Source organism: Deinococcus sp. Leaf326, from assembly GCF_001424185.1.
Taxonomy (GTDB): Bacteria; Deinococcota; Deinococci; order Deinococcales; family Deinococcaceae; genus Deinococcus.
This window is the reverse complement of sequence record NZ_LMOM01000062.1, coordinates 1-15638: the sequence shown is the minus strand read 5'-3', so window position 1 is coordinate 15638 and position 15638 is coordinate 1. Positions and strand designations below refer to the sequence as shown.

Genomic DNA, 15638 nt, shown 5'->3' with positions numbered 1-15638 from the left:
CAGATCCTTCACACACCTCCTGAAGAGGCGTTCGAACGCCTGACCCGACTTGCCGCTCGCACGTTCAGTGTCCCCATCTCATTGATTACGCTGGTCGATGACCAACGGCAGTGGTTCAAGTCCTGCTACGGCCTCCCCTTGAAAGAGACCGCGCGCGAACTCTCCTTCTGTGCCCATACCCTCACCCTGAGCCACCCGGAAGACCTCTTGATTGTTCCGGATGCGACCCTGGACTCCCGTTTTCAGGACAATGCCCTGGTYACAGGCTGGCCCCATATCCGGTTCTATGCCGGCGCCCYTCTSCGTACTCCAGATGGTCACGTGCTAGGCAGTCTGTGCCTGATCGATACGCAACCGCGTGCGCCTYTGACTACGGTTGAGGCAGACATCCTCCGCGAACTGGCCGCTGTCGTGATGGACGCGCTGCACCACCGCCTGGCGGAAACAGCTCTCCTCGAGGCGCARCAGGTCCTTGAAGAACAGAAGCGCCAGATTGAACTCACGCTCTCCYAGGCCCGGGCCGCCCTCTGGAGCATGGATTTCACGACCGGCGACATTCAGGTTCAAGCAGATTTCCAGGCTCTGGGCCTATCGGAGCAACAGGCACCGACTTCCGTTGAGCAGCTCCTCGCGCTTGTCCATCCGGAGGACCGCGCCCTTGTCCAGACCCGACTGACGCAAGCCAGGCAAGAAGGCTGCTGCTATACCGTCCAGGCCCGACTYCAGGGGCCAGACGGACAAGTCCTCTGGACGACGTCCCAGGGCGCCGTGCAGCGGGACGCCACAGGCCAGCCGTACCGTCTCCTGGCGACCACCTTCGATATCTCGCGTCAGCATCAGACTGAAGCCGCCCTGGCCCGCAGTGAGGCCATGCTGGGGCAGATTGTCGAAACGATCCAGGACGCGATCTACGTCAAGGACCAGCAAGGGCRTTATGTCCTCGTGAATGCCGCCGCCGCGAACCTGATGAACGCCACCGTCGATACCATCATGGGGAAGACGGACGCCGACTTCCTGTCTCCAGCCGAAGTCGAGCGCGTCACTGGGGTTGACCGGCGAGTCATGACTTCTGCACAGGCGATGACCTACGAATTTCCTCTGGTCTACGGCGACCGCAACCGCCGCATGTTGACCAGCAAGTATCCCTTTATCCAAGATGGAGAACTGTACGGAATTGTGGGTGTGAGCCGCGATATTACCGCGCAGCAACAGCTCCAGCGAGCTCTCCAGGAGGCGAACAGGCTGCTGGAGACCAAGGTCCAGGAACGTACCTACGATCTTGAGAGCCTCAATCGGCAGCTCCAGCACGACGCGATGCATGATGCCCTGACTGGCTTGCCCAACCGGGCCCTGTTCATGGACCGACTGGAACAGGCCATCGAGCGCCAGCGGAGTGCCTCCACTTCATTCGCGGTCTTGTTCCTAGACGTTGACCGTTTCAAGCTGGTGAATGACAGCCTGGGTCATGCAGCAGGCGATGAACGACCAGGTCGCTGAGATCCAAGCGGTGGATACGCCCAAAACCGAGGAGGCGAACAGGCTGCTGGAGACCAAGGTCCAGGAACGTACCTACGATCTTGAGAGCCTCAATCGGCAGCTCCAGCACGACGCGATGCATGATGCCCTGACCGGCTTGCCCAACCGGGCCCTATTGATGGACCGACTGGAACAGGCCATCGAGCGCCAGCGGAGTGCCTCCACTTCATTCGCGGTCTTGTTCCTAGACGTTGACCGTTTCAAGCTGGTGAATGACAGCCTGGGTCATGCAGCAGGCGATGAGCTTCTCCTGGCGATCGCTGCGCGGCTGCAGGCCAGTGTTGCTCCGGTCAATACCGTCGGCCGCCTTGGAGGGGATGAGTTCACGCTGCTCTTGGAAGACGTGCAGTCCCGTGAAGAGGTGATCCAACGCGTCAAAATGGTGCTGCACCACCTTGCAGTGCCATTCTCCGTGGCCGGTCAGGAACTCAGAATTACTGCGAGCATTGGCATCGCCCTGAGCTCTGACGAGCCCACAGGAGCAGATGAGCTGTTACGGGATGCCGATATCGCGATGTACCAGGCCAAGACGCAGCATAAGGGGGGACACCGCTTCTTCGAACCGACGATGTATGAGCGGCGGGTCACCCTGTTGAATCTGCAACGCGATCTGCGTCAGGCGGTTGAACAGTCGCAATTGCGGGTCTATTACCAACCGATCCTCCGGTTGAGCGATCAGGTCGTCATGGGAGTCGAGGCGCTGGTCCGCTGGCAACATCCGGAGCACGGGATGATCTCGCCAGCAGAGTTCATTCCATTGGCGGAGGAGAGCGGACTGATCTGTGAGATCGATCTGTGGGTACTCCGGGAAGGATGCCGCCAGTTGAGGGGATGGAACGCGGGACGGGCGACGCCGTTGACGTTGAGCGTGAATCTTTCCGCACAGCATTTCGACCAGCCGGACATTGTTGAGCAGGTGAAGTGGATCCTGGCGGAAGAAGAGACCGAGACCCAGCGGATCCATCTGGAAATTACAGAAAGCCTGCTGATGGCTGACAATATCCAGGCGCTCGAGGCCCTCCGTGCGTTCCGAGCCTTAGGGGTGAAGGTGGTGGTTGATGATTTTGGGACGGGATACTCCAGCTTGAGCTATCTCCAGCGCTTCCCACTTGATGGCCTGAAGATTGACCGCTCATTTGTGACGATGGCGGCGGAACAACCAGAAGTGATCCAGACGATCGTGACGTTGGGCCGCACGTTGAACATGCATGTGGTGGCTGAAGGACTGGAGGAAGACGCGCAAATTCGGCAGCTGCGAGAGATGGAGTGCGACTTCGGTCAAGGCTATGGATTTGCCCGGCCTTTGCCTCCACAGGAACTGAGTGAGTTTCTTCGGGAATGTTGAGCGGAGAGGTGAGAGCATCCCCCGCACCGCTGGAAGGAAAGCCCTGTGCTGGCTGCTGAGGGTGGTCCCTGCCCCGGTTGCGTGCTACCTTCCGACACCCTATGTGCGGGGTGCCGCGACCTGCCTCAGCCCTGCCCGCCTTGTATTGAGGTCCGGCCATGCATGGGGTGCTGAACTTGGCGCGTCCACCCAAGTGGGAAAACTGCCCCCGTTGCTTCTGAAGTGAACAGGCTTCTCCCCTGGTCGACAGGGTGGGGCCTATTCAGGCGTTTAATACAACGGGCAAACCCCTGGTGGCCTGGAGTTGAGGCTATCTGGTTGAGCATGCGGCCCGATCAACATGGAAGCTGGCAGGGTCGGGGATTGTCACAGACCTAGATATTGCCCTTTGTGATGCCGCACTACGTGCAGGACAACATTTCTCGCGAAGTGTAAGGTGCTCAGACTAAACTCATTCCTCAGCTAAAGTCCTTTCACATCAGCCCATTTTCCATTTTGTCCCCTTGCTATGCTCTACGCTAGCTGTGGCTCGCACCACCCCACGCGGGAACGGGCCGACCTCTTTCGGGGCGGGGTGAGACTCCCCACCGGCGGTGACTCCGACAGGACAGCCCGCGAAGCCTGCTTAAATCCATGAACGCGCAGGCCCGATCTGGTGAAACTCCAGAGCCGACGGTAAGACACGGACTGACCCCAGGGCAGCCCGTAAGTCCGGATGGGAGAAAGGGGAAACGTTCAGCTCGCCACCCCGGCGGGCGACGTCACCATATGAAGACGGAATATCCACCCCTTGAGGTGGACAACATACGTTTGGCGCTGCGAGAAGCGGCGCGGGGTCAGGCTACGGCCGCTCCCAATCCCCCTGTGGGCTGTGTGATCGTACGCGGCGGCGAGGTGGTCGGTCGCGGCTTTCACGAGCGGGCGGGGGAACCCCATGCCGAGGTCCTCGCGCTACGCGGTGCCGGTGAGCGCGCGCGCGGGGCCACGGCCTACGTCACGCTCGAACCGTGCGTACACACCGGCCGGACGCCCCCCTGTACCGACGCCCTGATCGCGGCGGGCGTCGCGCGCGTGGTCATCGCGGCACTGGATCCAGACCCGCGTGTGGCCGGGCAGGGCGCGGCGCGGCTGCGCGCGGCGGGCGTGGACGTGACCCTCGGCGTTCTGGAGGCCGAGGCTGCGCGTCAGCAGGCTGGCTTCCGGATGCGGGTCACGGCCGGGCGGCCCTGGGTGACTTACAAGTACGCCATGACTCTCGACGGCCGGGTCGCGGCGGCGGGCGAGGGACGAGGCACGGTTACCTCGGCCCCGGCCTGGGCACGCGTGATGACGTGGAGGGCCGAAGTCGACGCAGTGGCGGTCGGCTCCGGCACCGTACTGGCCGACAATCCGTGTCTGACCGTGCGCGGGCTGGAGGGCGGGCGCGACCCCCGCGCTGTGGTCTTCGACCGGAGCGGGCGGGTACCCCCCACGGCGCGGGCACTGCGGCCCGGTAGTGTCCTCGTCACGGCTCCTGCCACCAATCCTCAGCCCTACGAAGACCTGGGTATGACCGTGTTGCGCGCCGGCAGTCTGCCCGGCGCCCTGCGTGCGCTGGGTGACCTGGGCCTGAACACCCTGCTGCTGGAAGGCGGGCCGACCCTGGCGACCGCCTTCTTCGCGGCCGGGCTGGTAGATGAGGTGCGCGCCCTGGTCGCCCCTAAGGTGCTCGGCGCGGGCCTGCCGCCCCTCACACTTGCCCCGCGTCCGATGGCGCAGGCGCACGAACTGCGTGATCTCCAGATTGAAGTCCTCGACCCGGACCTGCTCGTCTCGGGCCTGATTCGCCCTGTTCCCCGCCTCGCGGCGGCAGGAGGCATGTGATGTTTACCGGTATCGTCGAGCAGCTCGGGCGCGTGCCCCGCACCGAGGAAGTGGGCGGCCTGACCCGCCTGACCGTAACCCCTGGACGCATGTGGACCGACCTGAGCCTGGGCGAGAGCGTGGCCTGCGCGGGCACCTGCCTGACCGTCACCAGCTGGGACGAGCGCAGTTTCACAGCCGAACTGAGCCAGGAGACACTCGCCAAGACCGCGCCGCACTGGGTCCAGGGGGGCTGGCTCAACCTCGAACGCGCCATGACGGCGCAGGCCCGCTTCGGGGGTCACATCGTCAGTGGGCATGTGGACGGGGTGGGCGAGATTCTGGAGCTGGAGGAAGCGCCGGGGGCCTACACGCTGCGGGTGCGGGCGCCGCGCGCCCTGGCCGGTTACCTGACCCCCAAGGGCAGCGTCACCGCCGACGGCGTGAGCCTGACCCTGGTGGACGTGGGCGGCCCCGGCGGCACCCGCCCCGAATGGCCTGCCGAGGATTTCAGCCTGTGGCTGGTCCCGCACACCCTGGCCGTGACCACGCTAGGCGGGTGGCGCGCCGGCTCGCAGGTCAATCTGGAGGCCGACCAGCTCGCCAAATACGTCGGGCGGCTGCTGGCCTTGCGGGACGCCGGACTGGTCCACCCGGGGCAGGGGGCAGGCGCATGAGCCTCGCCTCCATTCCCGAACTGCTGGCCGAACTGCGCGCGGGCCGCCCGGTGATTGTGGTGGACGACGAGGGTCGCGAGAACGAGGGCGACCTGTTGATGCCCGCCGCCACGGCTACCCCAGAGTGGATCGCCTTCATGGCGCGAGAGGGCCGGGGGCTGATCTGCGTGACCCTGAGCGCCGAGCGCGCCGCGCATCTGAACCTTGCGCCGATGGTGGGAGCCAGTTCCGACCCGCACGGCACGGCCTTCACGGTGAGCGTGGACCACCGGAGCAACAGCACCGGCATCAGCGCGCACGACCGGGCGGCGACGGTTGCGGCCCTCATTGACCCGGACGCGCGGGCCGGCGACTTCCGGCGGCCGGGCCACCTGTTTCCGCTCGTGGCACGGCCAGGTGGGGTGCTGCGTCGTGCCGGGCACACCGAGGCGGCCTGCGACCTCGCGCGGCTCGCGAGCTTCGCGGAGGCTGGGGTGATCTGCGAGATCATGAACGACGCGGGCGAGATGAGCCGCCTGCCCGAACTGCTGGCCTTCGGCGCGCGCCACGGCCTGAAGGTGGGCAGTATTGAGGCCCTGATCGGCTGGCGCCGCGAGTACGACCCTCTGCCGCCCGAGGAGGACGCGCCGCCCATGTTTATGCGGCAGGTGGCCGAGTCGCGGCTGCCGACCGTCTACGGCGAGTTCCGGCTGATCGGCTTCGAGGACACCCGCACCGGGGCCGAGCACGTCGCGCTCGTGCGGGGCGAGGTGACGGCGGGGCCGCTGCTCGTGCGGCTGCACTCCGAGTGCCTGACCGGCGACGCCTTCGGCAGCCTGCGCTGCGACTGCGGGCCGCAGCGCGACGCCGCCCTGCGCGCGATCGCGTGCGAGGGCCGGGGCGTCCTGGTGTACCTGCGCCAGGAAGGCCGGGGGATCGGCCTGCTGAACAAGATTCGCGCCTACGCCCTTCAGGACGGCGGGGCCGACACCGTGGACGCCAATCTGCGCCTGGGCCTGCCCGCCGACGCCCGCGACTTCGGCATCGGGGCGCAGATGCTGCGGCTGCTGGGCGCGCGGCAGTTGCGCGTCCTGACCAACAACCCCCGCAAGGTCGCGGGCCTGGGTGACTTCGGCCTGGAGGTCGTAGAGCGCGTGCCGCTGCATGTGGGCGAGGGCCAGTACAACGCGGCCTACCTCCAGACCAAACGCGAGCGCCTGGGGCATCTGTAGGCGGGCGCTCCCCGACGACCACCCTCTTGCGGGAAGGGGAACCGGGCAGCCGGGTTCCCCTTCCCACACCGTCTACATCCAAGGAGTTCACATGAACCGTATCGAAGCCAATCTGCTCGCCCATGACCTGCGTTTTGCCCTCGTTTCGACCCGCTGGAACCACCTTGTCGTGGACCGGCTGGTCGAGGGCGCCGAACTCGCCTTCGTGCAGCACGGGGGCCGCAGCGAGCATCTCGACCATTACCTCGTGCCCGGCTCCTACGAGATGCCGCTCGTCGCGCGGCGCCTGGCCGAGTCCGGGCGTTATGACGCTGTGGTGGGGCTGGGGGCCGTCATCAAGGGCGACACCGATCACTACGACTTTGTGGCGGGCGCGGCGGCTACCGGCCTCCTGAACTCGTCACTGCACACCGGGGTACCGGTTGCTTTCGGAGTGCTGACCACTGATACGGTCGAGCAGGCCCTGAACCGCGCGGGCATCAAGGCGGGCAATAAGGGGGCTGAGGCGGTCCTCGCCATGATCGAGACCGCTAACCTACTGCGGCGTATCAGGGAGCAGAAAATATAGCTCACTCTCAGAAGTTGCAGCTGCATAAGACGAAAAGAGCGCTCCCAGACTCTCGTGTCTGGGAGTGTCTACGTCACAGCCTCTCTGGGAGCGCGCCCGCATGCTGACAGACCGCCTGCTCGCCGTTCCTCCCACGGCTTACCAGCAACGCAGCCTCGGGGCTGCGTTCTCTCTTTTTCTCAACTGACATCTTGCAGTTTTGGGAAAAGACGTCTGGAACGCACTTTTGGCCCCATAGTGGGGTGTGAACCCAAAAGAACCGCGTTCCAGACGGCTCTATTCTGACATCCTGCCCTGCTTYTCCCGCAAGCAGNGGAACGCACTTTTGGCCCCATAGTGGGGTGTGAACCCAAAAGAACCGCGTTCCAGACGGCTCTATTCTGACATCCTGCCCTGCTTYTCCCGCAAGCAGCATCGGGAGTCCTTCGAGGTCTTCCTCGACCTGCTGTTGGATGGTTCCGGCAGACCGCTACCGGAACGGGCCACCGTCAAGTCCCCCTCGGCCCTCAGCCGCTTTCTCAACCACGCAGGCTGGGACACCCGGYACCTCTGCCGGGTGTTGCGTCAGCACGCCCTCAAGACCGCGCAGGACTGGTGGCGAGCGTCACCCCATCCGCGTCCCCGGCTGGAACTGCTGGTGGACCTGACAGCACGCCCTCAAGACCGCGCAGGACTGGTGGCGAGCGTCACCCCATCCGCGTCCCCGGCTGGAACTGCTGGTGGACCTGACGAGCTTGGAAAAGACCGGCCAGTTCGCTGAACTCGCTGATTGGGTCCATACCTCCCACGGCGTCCGGGGGGTCCACCTGGTCGTGCTGTACCTGTGCTGCGGGGAGCTGCGGCTCCCTTGGGCTTTTCAAATCTAGCGAGGGAAGGGCAAGGCGTCCCCCGCCCAACTCGCCCTGAAGTTGTTCCGGACCGTCCCGGCCACGTGACTGAAGGGCAACCGTCGGCCCCGTCTGCATGCAGACGGGGGCTTCAAGAGTGCCGAGTTCATTCGCGGCGTGCTCGCACGAGGTCTGGACATCGTGGTCGGGGTGCGCTGCACCCGGAAACTCGAGGATGGACGGCAGGTTCGTGACCTGATGGTGCGCGGCAGCCTGGTCAAGCCCACAGGGCTCGACCAGACCATGTGCATCTCCTGGGTCTGGCTCTACCGGAACACCGAGCCGGAACAACGCTTCGTNGAGCCCGAAGCGGCGGCCGAGGACGAGAAGGCACCCGGAAACTCGAGGATGGACGGCAGGTTCGTGACCTGATGGTGCGCGGCAGCCTGGTCAAGCCCACAGGGCTCGACCAGACCATGTGCATCTCCTGGGTCTGGCTCTACCGGAACACCGAGCCGGAACAACGCTTCGTYATGTCCAACCTCGACCTGGGCGGCAAGTACCTCGCTCGCATGGGGAARCGCCGCTGGCGCATTGAAGCCTTCTTCAAAACGGTCAAGGGGAGATTCGGACTTGAACGCTTTGCTCAGCACAGCAAACAGGGGGTGATGCGCTGGTGGTGCCTCTCTGGGGGACTTGAACGCTTTGCTCAGCACAGCAAACAGGGGGTGATGCGCTGGTGGTGCCTCTCTGGGATGGCCTTCCTGCTGTGCCACCTCCAGAACCTCGATCTGCCYGAGAGGGAAGCGGACAGGTGGCCCGACTGGGGCRAGTTGGCGAGAACCGTACGGTTCTCGTTCGTCCCCGAAGTGCGGCGTCAAGCACTTCAACTGGAATTGAACGCGCTCGACGCGTTCCAGCACGCACTTTTTGCCGACGCAACACCCGGCAGAGGTGCCGGGTGTCCCAGCCGGCGTGGTTGAGAAAGCGGCTGAGGGCCGAGGGGGACTTGACCGTGGCCCGTTCCGGCAGCGGTCTGCCGGAACCATCCAACAGCAGGTCGAGGAAGACCTCGAAGGACTCCCGATGCTGCTTGCGGGAAAAGCAGAGCAGGATGTCAGAATAGAGTCGTCTGGAACGCAGTTCTTTTGAGTCCACACCCCACTATGGGGCCAAAAGTGCGTTCCAGACGGCTTTTCCCAAAACTGCAAGATGTCAGTTAAGTCACATCTACAGAGCGCTGCACTTTATCTGACCGGGAGTCTGAAAATGAGTCTATGTCCCATACGGAACAGCCTAGGAGCGCCGAAATGCAGTCTGGCTGCTCTTCGGCTTTGCTGTGGGGCATGGTGCTGTCGCGCTCATCGCCTCTGATAGTGAAAACGCCTTGGCGAGAMACTTCTCGTTCATCGCCATGTCTTTGTACGGTGGACTGACATTGATTGCTTATCGCATCATTTCGCTCCCCAACCTGTACCGCCTTGTACTGATCCTCATGACAGTGCTACTCCTGGTCGCACTGCTGATCTTCACCCGAGCGTTACACCAYATTCCTACATCTCTCTTTATCAGTTGCGGTATGGTGGCTGGCCTCGCATTGACCTGGCTCGAGTTCCGCCATGCCATAGGCTGGAGTCTGGGCATCCTTGTGCCCCTATTGGTTGCAGGCTTCTGGTTCCCCTTTGCTGATCCTGCGACAGCTGCCCTGATGGGCATGATGTTGCTGCTCATTACTTATATGCGTCAATACAATCGCGGTTTTCTGCAAATTCGGGCTCAGAAGGATCAGTTRAAGATCCTGGCAGAACGTGACCCCCTGACAGGGCTTTACAACCGACGAGCATTACTCGAGCAAGCACAAAAGTGTCTCACTGCCGACAYGRTTGTGGTTCTCTTCGATATCGACCATTTCAAACACATCAACGACACCTACGGCCATCTGTACGGGGACGAGGTCCTGACGTATGTTGCCCATCAGTTACGAGAAGCCTTGCCGCCAGAGACGTTGCTGGCGCGGTGGGGCGGGGAAGAGTTTCTCGCGATGACGTAGCGCACGCGCTCAGAAGCATTGAACAGACTCAGTTCAAGAACGGTGTGCGGCTGACAGTCAGTGCTGGGGGGGCCTTGCGGCCCGAAGCTGCCGATCTGTCAGCCCTGATCTTATTGGCAGATCGACGGTTATATGCCGCTAAAGCCGCTGGTCGAAACTGTTCGCGATGGGTAGAGATATAGCATGACTCGTTTCCCTTTCCGCGCAGATCATATAGGCAGTTCTGAATCGGCTGTTATCGATTTAGTAGTCAAAGTAGATAGGACACTCCCATTCGGTCTCACTGTCAAATTGCAGCAACGACTTACTCAAGTGGCAGTTGCATAAGACAGAAAAAGCATTCCCAGACGCAAGAGCCTGGGAGTATCGAAGTCACATTTGCCCTGCGGACCGCGTGGGGACTGGACCGGCGGCTGCTCTTGGTCTTCGTCGCCTGGACGCTGACCCTGTTGGACGCACAACTGGGCCAAACGCTGGCGAGCAGCGCACGACGTGCGCTGCTCGCTTTTCAGCCGGAGCTCTACCTCAATCGCCTGCTACAACTCTTCACGAAAAACGCAGAATTTCTCGGCCAGCATGGTTATTCATTGTCCTATGCGAGGTGCAACTTCTGACTAAGTTGGGAACAAGTCAAGGGGAAGGTGTTCGGCGCATTCAGCGTCCTACCCGACTGCTCTGGTGCGGCAAGGTGTGACCGATTTAAGCAGGTATCAATAGGACGAAAGGTCAATGCTAGAACTTTGCAGCGATCCCAATGCTGTTATTCGTGTCCTGGGCCCGCTGGCATCAACCAGGGCCGGTTGAGCAGGCTCCTAGGCCTCAAACTCGTCCGCCCAGTCGACCAGCCGCACGGTTACCGGCGGGCGACCCGCGTACTGGGTGTTGACGCGCCTCAGCACTTCAAGGCCCGCAAACACGTTCAGGCAGCCGTCCAGCCAGCCGCCGTTTGGCACGCTGTCCAGGTGACCTCCAATCCACAACTCCTGTTTGGAGACCCCGGGTAGGGTTACCCAAAGGTTGCCGGCAGGATCAGTCTCCGCAGTGACCGGCAGGTCCGCCAGTTGCTCGTTGAGAAAGGCCCGCGCCGCATGCCAGGGAGGAGTGTAGGCGACCCGCTGGGCGCCCAACTCATTGCTCGTCCGCCGCCGAAGTTCTTGCAGTTCGGCCAGGGTGCGGTGCGGGTCAAGCATCGTTTGTGACCTCCTGGACGATGCGGGAATACGCCTCAGGATCCGTGGCCCCTTCCGTCGAGATGACCAGCACCGTGCTTTCAGGCGTGAGACCCAGGCGGGTACGAGTGCCCTCAGCGTCCTCGCCCCCGCATAACGCCAGCAGGCCGCCAGCGCCAGCCGCGCCGCTTTCGCCGGATACCACCCCGTCCTGGGCCAGCAGTCGCATGGCGTTTTCAGCCTGGGCATCGGAAATAGCCACGGACGCACTCAACCCGCCCTGGAGGTACGGCCATGCCAGGGGCGATGTGTTGCCGCAGTTCAGCCCGGCCATGATGGACGCGTGCGGGCCAGGAACCTCCGTGAGTTCTCCAGCTTCCAGGGACTGCAGCACGCAGGCCGCGCGGAGGGGTTCCACGCCCACCACCTGCGTCGCCCGGTCAGGAGCACGGTAATGCTGCACAACGGCCATCGCCAGCGAGCCCACGCCCATCTGTGCAGCCACCACCGTTGGCTGCGAGCCACCTTGGTCCGCGAGTTGCTGATCGATCTCCTGAAAAATAGTGCCGTAGCCTTCGACCACCCAGCCTGGCACGCGCTCGTATCCCTCCCAGGCCGTGTCACTGATGACCAGATGCTGTTGATCGGCCAGCCGGGCCGCCGCCGCCACCGCTTCATCGTAGGTGCCATGCACGACGTCGACCTTCGCGCCTTCTCCCTCAATGGCCTGAATCCGGGCAGCGACCATGTCCTCGGGGACCAGAATATGCGCTTCCAGCCCCAACCACCGGGCCATCCGTGCCACGGCGCGGCCATGGTTGCCGTCGGTGGCGGTGACCAGTGTGACGGGAAGGTGCGGTTGAAGCTGAATGGCCAGCTCCTCCAAGGTCGTCCACGGCGCGAAGGGTCCATACAGGGTGTCCAGTTCGCGGTAGACCGCCCAGGACGCTCCGAGGATCTTATAGGCCGGGAGGCCCAGCCGGTCCGCTTCATTCTTGACCCAGGCCTCGCGCACCCCCAGGGCGGCGGCCAGATGGGGGGCATGCATGAGGGGCGTAGGGGCGTATCCCGGGAGCCGCTGGTGGAAGGCCAGGAGGGTGGGGTCCGGCACGGTGTTAACGGTCATCGGAAGGCCTGGCTTGACGTATGTGCGTGAAAGGTCAGTGGTCATGGTATGAACTCCTATCAGGCGCAGAACGCGCGGAGGGTGGCGGTGAGGATCTGGTGGCACTGCTGGAGGGAAGAGAGGTCAACCCACTCTTCCGTTGCGTGGGCGCCAGCACCCCGGGGACCGAACACGACTGTAGGAATGCCAGCTGCAGCCAGAAAGGCGGAATCCATCCAGAAGGTCTGGCCGATCACCGCAGGTGAGGCGCCGAGCACAGCCGTCGCTGCGGCCTGAAGGGTTTGAACAATGGGGGCGTCCTGCGCGATGCCAAAAGGATCACGGGCCAGGGTGAGGTGGTGTTCGACACGGAAGGTCGGGTCAGCGGCTAGGTTCTTGAGCAGCGCCTCGATCTCCTGCGTGGCCGCTTCAGGGGTTTCGCCGGGGAGCGTGCGCCGTTCCACTTGCAGGATGCAGCGTTCGGGGTAACTCGACAGCTCTTGGCCGCCGCTGATCAGCGAGGCATGCACACTGCCGTGCCCGAGCAGAGGATGGGGTGTGCGGGTGGTGAGCTCCTGGCCCAGCGCTTCGAGTTGCCCGAGCACCCGGCCCATGTGCGCGATGGCGTCCACGCCCAGATCAGGCCGGGAGCCGTGGGCCGCGCGGCCAGAGGTGGTGATCTCATGCCAGGTAAAGCCTTTATGCGCCACAGACACGCACAGCTCGGTCGGCTCGGTGACGATCGCGGCGTCAGCGGTGATGCGCCTGAGGACCGACTGCATGCCGAGGCTGGCGTGCTCTTCATCGGCAACAGCAGTCAGGATGACGTCCCCACGGAGGCGAGCTGCTTTCGCGTCAAGGAGCGCCATGAGGCATGCAGCTAGACCACTTTTCATGTCGTACGTGCCGCGTCCGTACATGCGGCCGTCGCGCACGACCGGTTCGAAAGGCGCGGACATGCCCTCGGTGCCGACCGTGTCCAGGTGGGCATTGAGGATCAGCGAGGATCCACCTCCTGTGCCCCGCACAGTTGCGATCACGCTGAAGCGGCCAGGCGCAGCCTCATCGAATTCAGCTGGGATGTCGTGGACCGCGAGCCAGTCGGCAATGAAGTGAGCAATGGCTTGCTCCCCAGCGCCGCCGGGCACGAGGGCTGGGTTGGTAGAGTCCAGGCGGACGAGGGCCGCGAGCAGGTCAGTGAGGGTCTCAGGCACAGTGATATATTACATGATACATACCGAAAAGCTACACTGGGGTTAAGGATGCCGATTCCACCGACTGCCCCCAAACGTGTTCGCTCGCTCGCCCGAGACGAGGTCTACAGCCAGCTCAGCGCCTGGATCATCAACGGCACCCTCCAGCCCGAAGAAGCCCTGCGTGATCAGGACATCGCCGAGCAACTGGGAGTCAGCCGTACGCCAGTCCGGGAAGCGCTGCGCCGCCTGGAAGACGAAGGGTTGGTCGAGACCGCCCTGAACCGCTGGACACGCGTGGCCCCGTTGCGTGCTGCGCACGCCGCCGAGCTCTACCCGGTCGTCGAGACGTTGGAAGTCCTCGCCCTGCGTCTCGCGGCCCCAGCCTTAACCGTGCAGGACTTGGAGGTGCTCCACGACCTGGACGTACAGCTTCAGGACGCACTTCATGCAGGGGACGCCCGGACTGCCGTGGATGCAGATACTGCCTTCCACAGTGTCTGGGTTTCGAAATCAGGCAATGAAGAGCTTCAGCTGACGTTGAGTGGGTTAAAGCGCAAGCTCCACCGCATTGAACTGGCGTACTTCAATGCGGCGTCTTCGGGCCAAGCTTCGCTGGATGAACACGGCGCCATCCGTCAAGCCTTACTCGCGGGCGATACAGAGCAGGCGGTGCAAGCCTTGCAGGAGAACTGGCGGGAAAGCATGAAGCGACTCCAGCGGCAGTGGTCCTGATATTTGTCGTCACTGAAAGGGTTTGCAGAGAGACTGGCGAGGTTGTGCCCCTACAGCCAGAGCAGAATGGCAGCGATCGTCAACCAACCCTGATAACTCACCGTTCGCTTGTCATACCGCGTTGCGATTCGCCGAAAGTGCTTGAACCGATTGACCAGGCGCTCAACCTTGTTTCGTTCCCGGTAAAGGGCAGCATCAAAGTAGATGTCAGCTCCCTGGTCTTTTCGCCTGGGAATCGTGACTTGAATCCCTCGGCGGTGCAGATACTTCCGGATGGGGGTGTAGCTGTACCCTTTATCGCCCACCAAGCGATCCGGGCGAATCCTAGGACGTCCGCGTCCCGCGCGGACGACAGCTCCAGTTTCCAGAAGAGGAACCAAAAACTTTGACTCGTGCCGTTCTCCAGCACTCAGGAGGAACGCCATGGGCTTTCCCTGCCCTTCGGCTCGCAGGTGGATCTTGGTACTGAACCCACCCCGTGACCGCCCCAGGGCTTCGCCTTCCTGACCTCCACGGGCGCCAGCAGCGCATTGATGCGCTCGAATGACGGTGCCATCGACGAAGTGCTTCGACCAGTCAAGCTGACCTGAAAGGTCAGCCTGGTGCTGCAATGCTGCCCAGACCGCCTGCCAAATACCTTTCGCGGTCCAGCGACGAAAGCGACTGGACACTGTCGTCCACTTCCCGAATCGCTCTGGAACATCACGCCATGGCGCACCTGTGCGCAAGACCCAGATGATGCCACTGACAATAGGTCGGTGTGCCAGATATGGACGCCCCAGACCAACCAGAGGTGGCAAGAGCGGCTCAAGACGTTCCCATTGTTCATCACTGATTTCTTCGCGCCACAGCACAAAAAGATACGTCTTTTTCCTTCAATTTCAACTCTTAGCCTACAGGCCCTAAAGTGCGTCTGTTAAGAGTTTTTTAGCCTCTACACTGACGTGGATGTCATCCGTTATCGACGCCCTACAACTGCAGTTCTTGATCTTGCAACTTATCCCAGAGTTTGAAGTAGATGACGAACGAAAATCAAAAGGACGGTCACCAAGCGAAGCCTGGCTGTTCATGCGGCTGTTGGATGTCGTCGATCCTTGGGTACGTGCTGGTGATGAGGAACGACTTCAACCCATCTTCGCGCTGATCGAACGATGTCAGATTGAAGGCACAACAGCAGTCGCCAATGAAGCCTGCACTTGCTTCTTGGAGAGCCTGTCAAACCGATTAGGTTTGCATCAACCAGAGCTCAAACCATGGGTTCGCGATCAGCTGGGGGGGTAATGCTCCAGAGATGACTTCCAGAACCTGACCCTTGTGATGCGAGGGACGAGCAGACTGGAGATCACCATGGGAAAGCAGAGAAAAGTCTGGAGCACAGAC

General features: G+C 62.6%; 15 protein-coding genes and 1 riboswitch. Of the genes, 11 read left to right on the top strand and 4 right to left on the bottom strand.

Annotated elements, in window-relative coordinates:
- The 9 genes from ASF71_RS16815 to ASF71_RS23100 form a co-directional block, all read left to right on the top strand.
- Positions 1-1497: diguanylate cyclase domain-containing protein (locus ASF71_RS16815; RefSeq protein WP_056302361.1), on the top strand; the 1497-nt coding region annotated here is incomplete at its 5' end.
- Positions 1466-2881: a bifunctional diguanylate cyclase/phosphodiesterase gene (locus ASF71_RS16810; RefSeq protein ID WP_056302360.1), complete on the top strand. Its 1416-nt coding sequence runs from the start codon at positions 1466-1468 to the stop codon at positions 2879-2881. The genes ASF71_RS16815 and ASF71_RS16810, both read left to right, overlap by 32 nt.
- 556 nt (positions 2882-3437) lie before the next feature.
- Positions 3438-3612: riboswitch (FMN riboswitch) on the top strand.
- 37 nt (positions 3613-3649) lie between these two features.
- Positions 3650-4744 carry a bifunctional diaminohydroxyphosphoribosylaminopyrimidine deaminase/5-amino-6-(5-phosphoribosylamino)uracil reductase RibD gene (ribD, locus tag ASF71_RS16805; RefSeq protein ID WP_056302359.1) on the top strand — a complete coding sequence of 365 codons (1095 nt, stop codon included), beginning with the start codon at positions 3650-3652 and terminating at the stop codon, positions 4742-4744.
- Positions 4744-5400 carry a riboflavin synthase gene (locus ASF71_RS16800; RefSeq protein ID WP_056302358.1) on the top strand — a complete coding sequence of 219 codons (657 nt, stop codon included), beginning with the start codon at positions 4744-4746 and terminating at the stop codon, positions 5398-5400. The genes ribD and ASF71_RS16800 overlap by 1 nt, the downstream gene beginning before the upstream one ends.
- Positions 5397-6611, top strand: coding sequence for a bifunctional 3,4-dihydroxy-2-butanone-4-phosphate synthase/GTP cyclohydrolase II (locus ASF71_RS16795; protein WP_056302357.1), 1215 nt, complete (start codon positions 5397-5399; stop codon positions 6609-6611). Before ASF71_RS16800 ends, ASF71_RS16795 begins: the two co-directional genes overlap by 4 nt.
- Positions 6612-6702: 91 nt before the next feature.
- Positions 6703-7179 (top strand): 6,7-dimethyl-8-ribityllumazine synthase, encoded by a 477-nt coding sequence (gene ribH, locus ASF71_RS16790; RefSeq protein ID WP_056302356.1) that lies wholly within the window; start codon positions 6703-6705, stop codon positions 7177-7179.
- Between the two features lie 1258 nt (positions 7180-8437).
- Complete coding sequence (locus ASF71_RS25880) at positions 8438-8989, top strand: transposase (protein ID WP_056302353.1); 552 nt, start codon at positions 8438-8440, stop codon at positions 8987-8989.
- Positions 8990-9420: 431 nt separating this feature from the next.
- On the top strand, positions 9421-10056 hold the full coding sequence (locus tag ASF71_RS16770; RefSeq protein WP_156372935.1) for a GGDEF domain-containing protein: 636 nt from the start codon (positions 9421-9423) through the stop codon (positions 10054-10056).
- 419 nt (positions 10057-10475) lie between these two features.
- Entirely contained in the window at positions 10476-10670 is a 195-nt protein-coding gene (locus ASF71_RS23100) for a hypothetical protein (protein ID WP_082506139.1), read from the top strand.
- Positions 10671-10868: 198 nt separating this feature from the next.
- Here the strand turns inward: ASF71_RS23100 and ASF71_RS16765 are convergent, their stop codons facing one another.
- The 3 genes from ASF71_RS16765 to ASF71_RS16755 are packed head-to-tail and all read right to left on the bottom strand — an operon-like array spanning position 10869 to position 13544.
- Positions 10869-11246 (bottom strand): hypothetical protein, encoded by a 378-nt coding sequence (locus ASF71_RS16765; protein ID WP_056302351.1) that lies wholly within the window; start codon positions 11244-11246, stop codon positions 10869-10871.
- The gene (locus tag ASF71_RS16760) at positions 11239-12351 is read right to left on the bottom strand and encodes a diaminopropionate ammonia-lyase (protein WP_056302350.1); all 1113 of its coding nucleotides are present in this window, start codon (positions 12349-12351) and stop codon (positions 11239-11241) included. Before ASF71_RS16760 ends, ASF71_RS16765 begins: the two co-directional genes overlap by 8 nt.
- 59 nt (positions 12352-12410) lie before the next feature.
- Positions 12411-13544, bottom strand: a complete 1134-nt coding sequence (locus ASF71_RS16755; protein WP_056302349.1) for an ArgE/DapE family deacylase — start codon at positions 13542-13544, stop codon at positions 12411-12413.
- A 48-nt stretch (positions 13545-13592) separates the two neighbouring features.
- On the opposite strand from ASF71_RS16755, the gene ASF71_RS16750 reads away from it, so the two are divergent.
- Positions 13593-14258 carry a GntR family transcriptional regulator gene (locus ASF71_RS16750; protein ID WP_056302348.1) on the top strand — a complete coding sequence of 222 codons (666 nt, stop codon included), beginning with the start codon at positions 13593-13595 and terminating at the stop codon, positions 14256-14258.
- Between the two features lie 50 nt (positions 14259-14308).
- On the opposite strand, the gene ASF71_RS23095 is transcribed toward ASF71_RS16750, so the two are convergent.
- Positions 14309-15109, bottom strand: a complete 801-nt coding sequence (locus tag ASF71_RS23095; protein WP_082506142.1) for an IS5 family transposase — start codon at positions 15107-15109, stop codon at positions 14309-14311.
- Positions 15110-15206: 97 nt separating this feature from the next.
- Here ASF71_RS23095 and ASF71_RS24155 point away from each other — a divergent pair, with 97 nt between their 5' ends.
- A complete protein-coding gene (locus ASF71_RS24155; RefSeq protein ID WP_156372934.1) occupies positions 15207-15539 on the top strand; it encodes a hypothetical protein in 333 nt (110 codons plus the stop codon).
- Positions 15540-15638 lie beyond the last annotated feature (99 nt).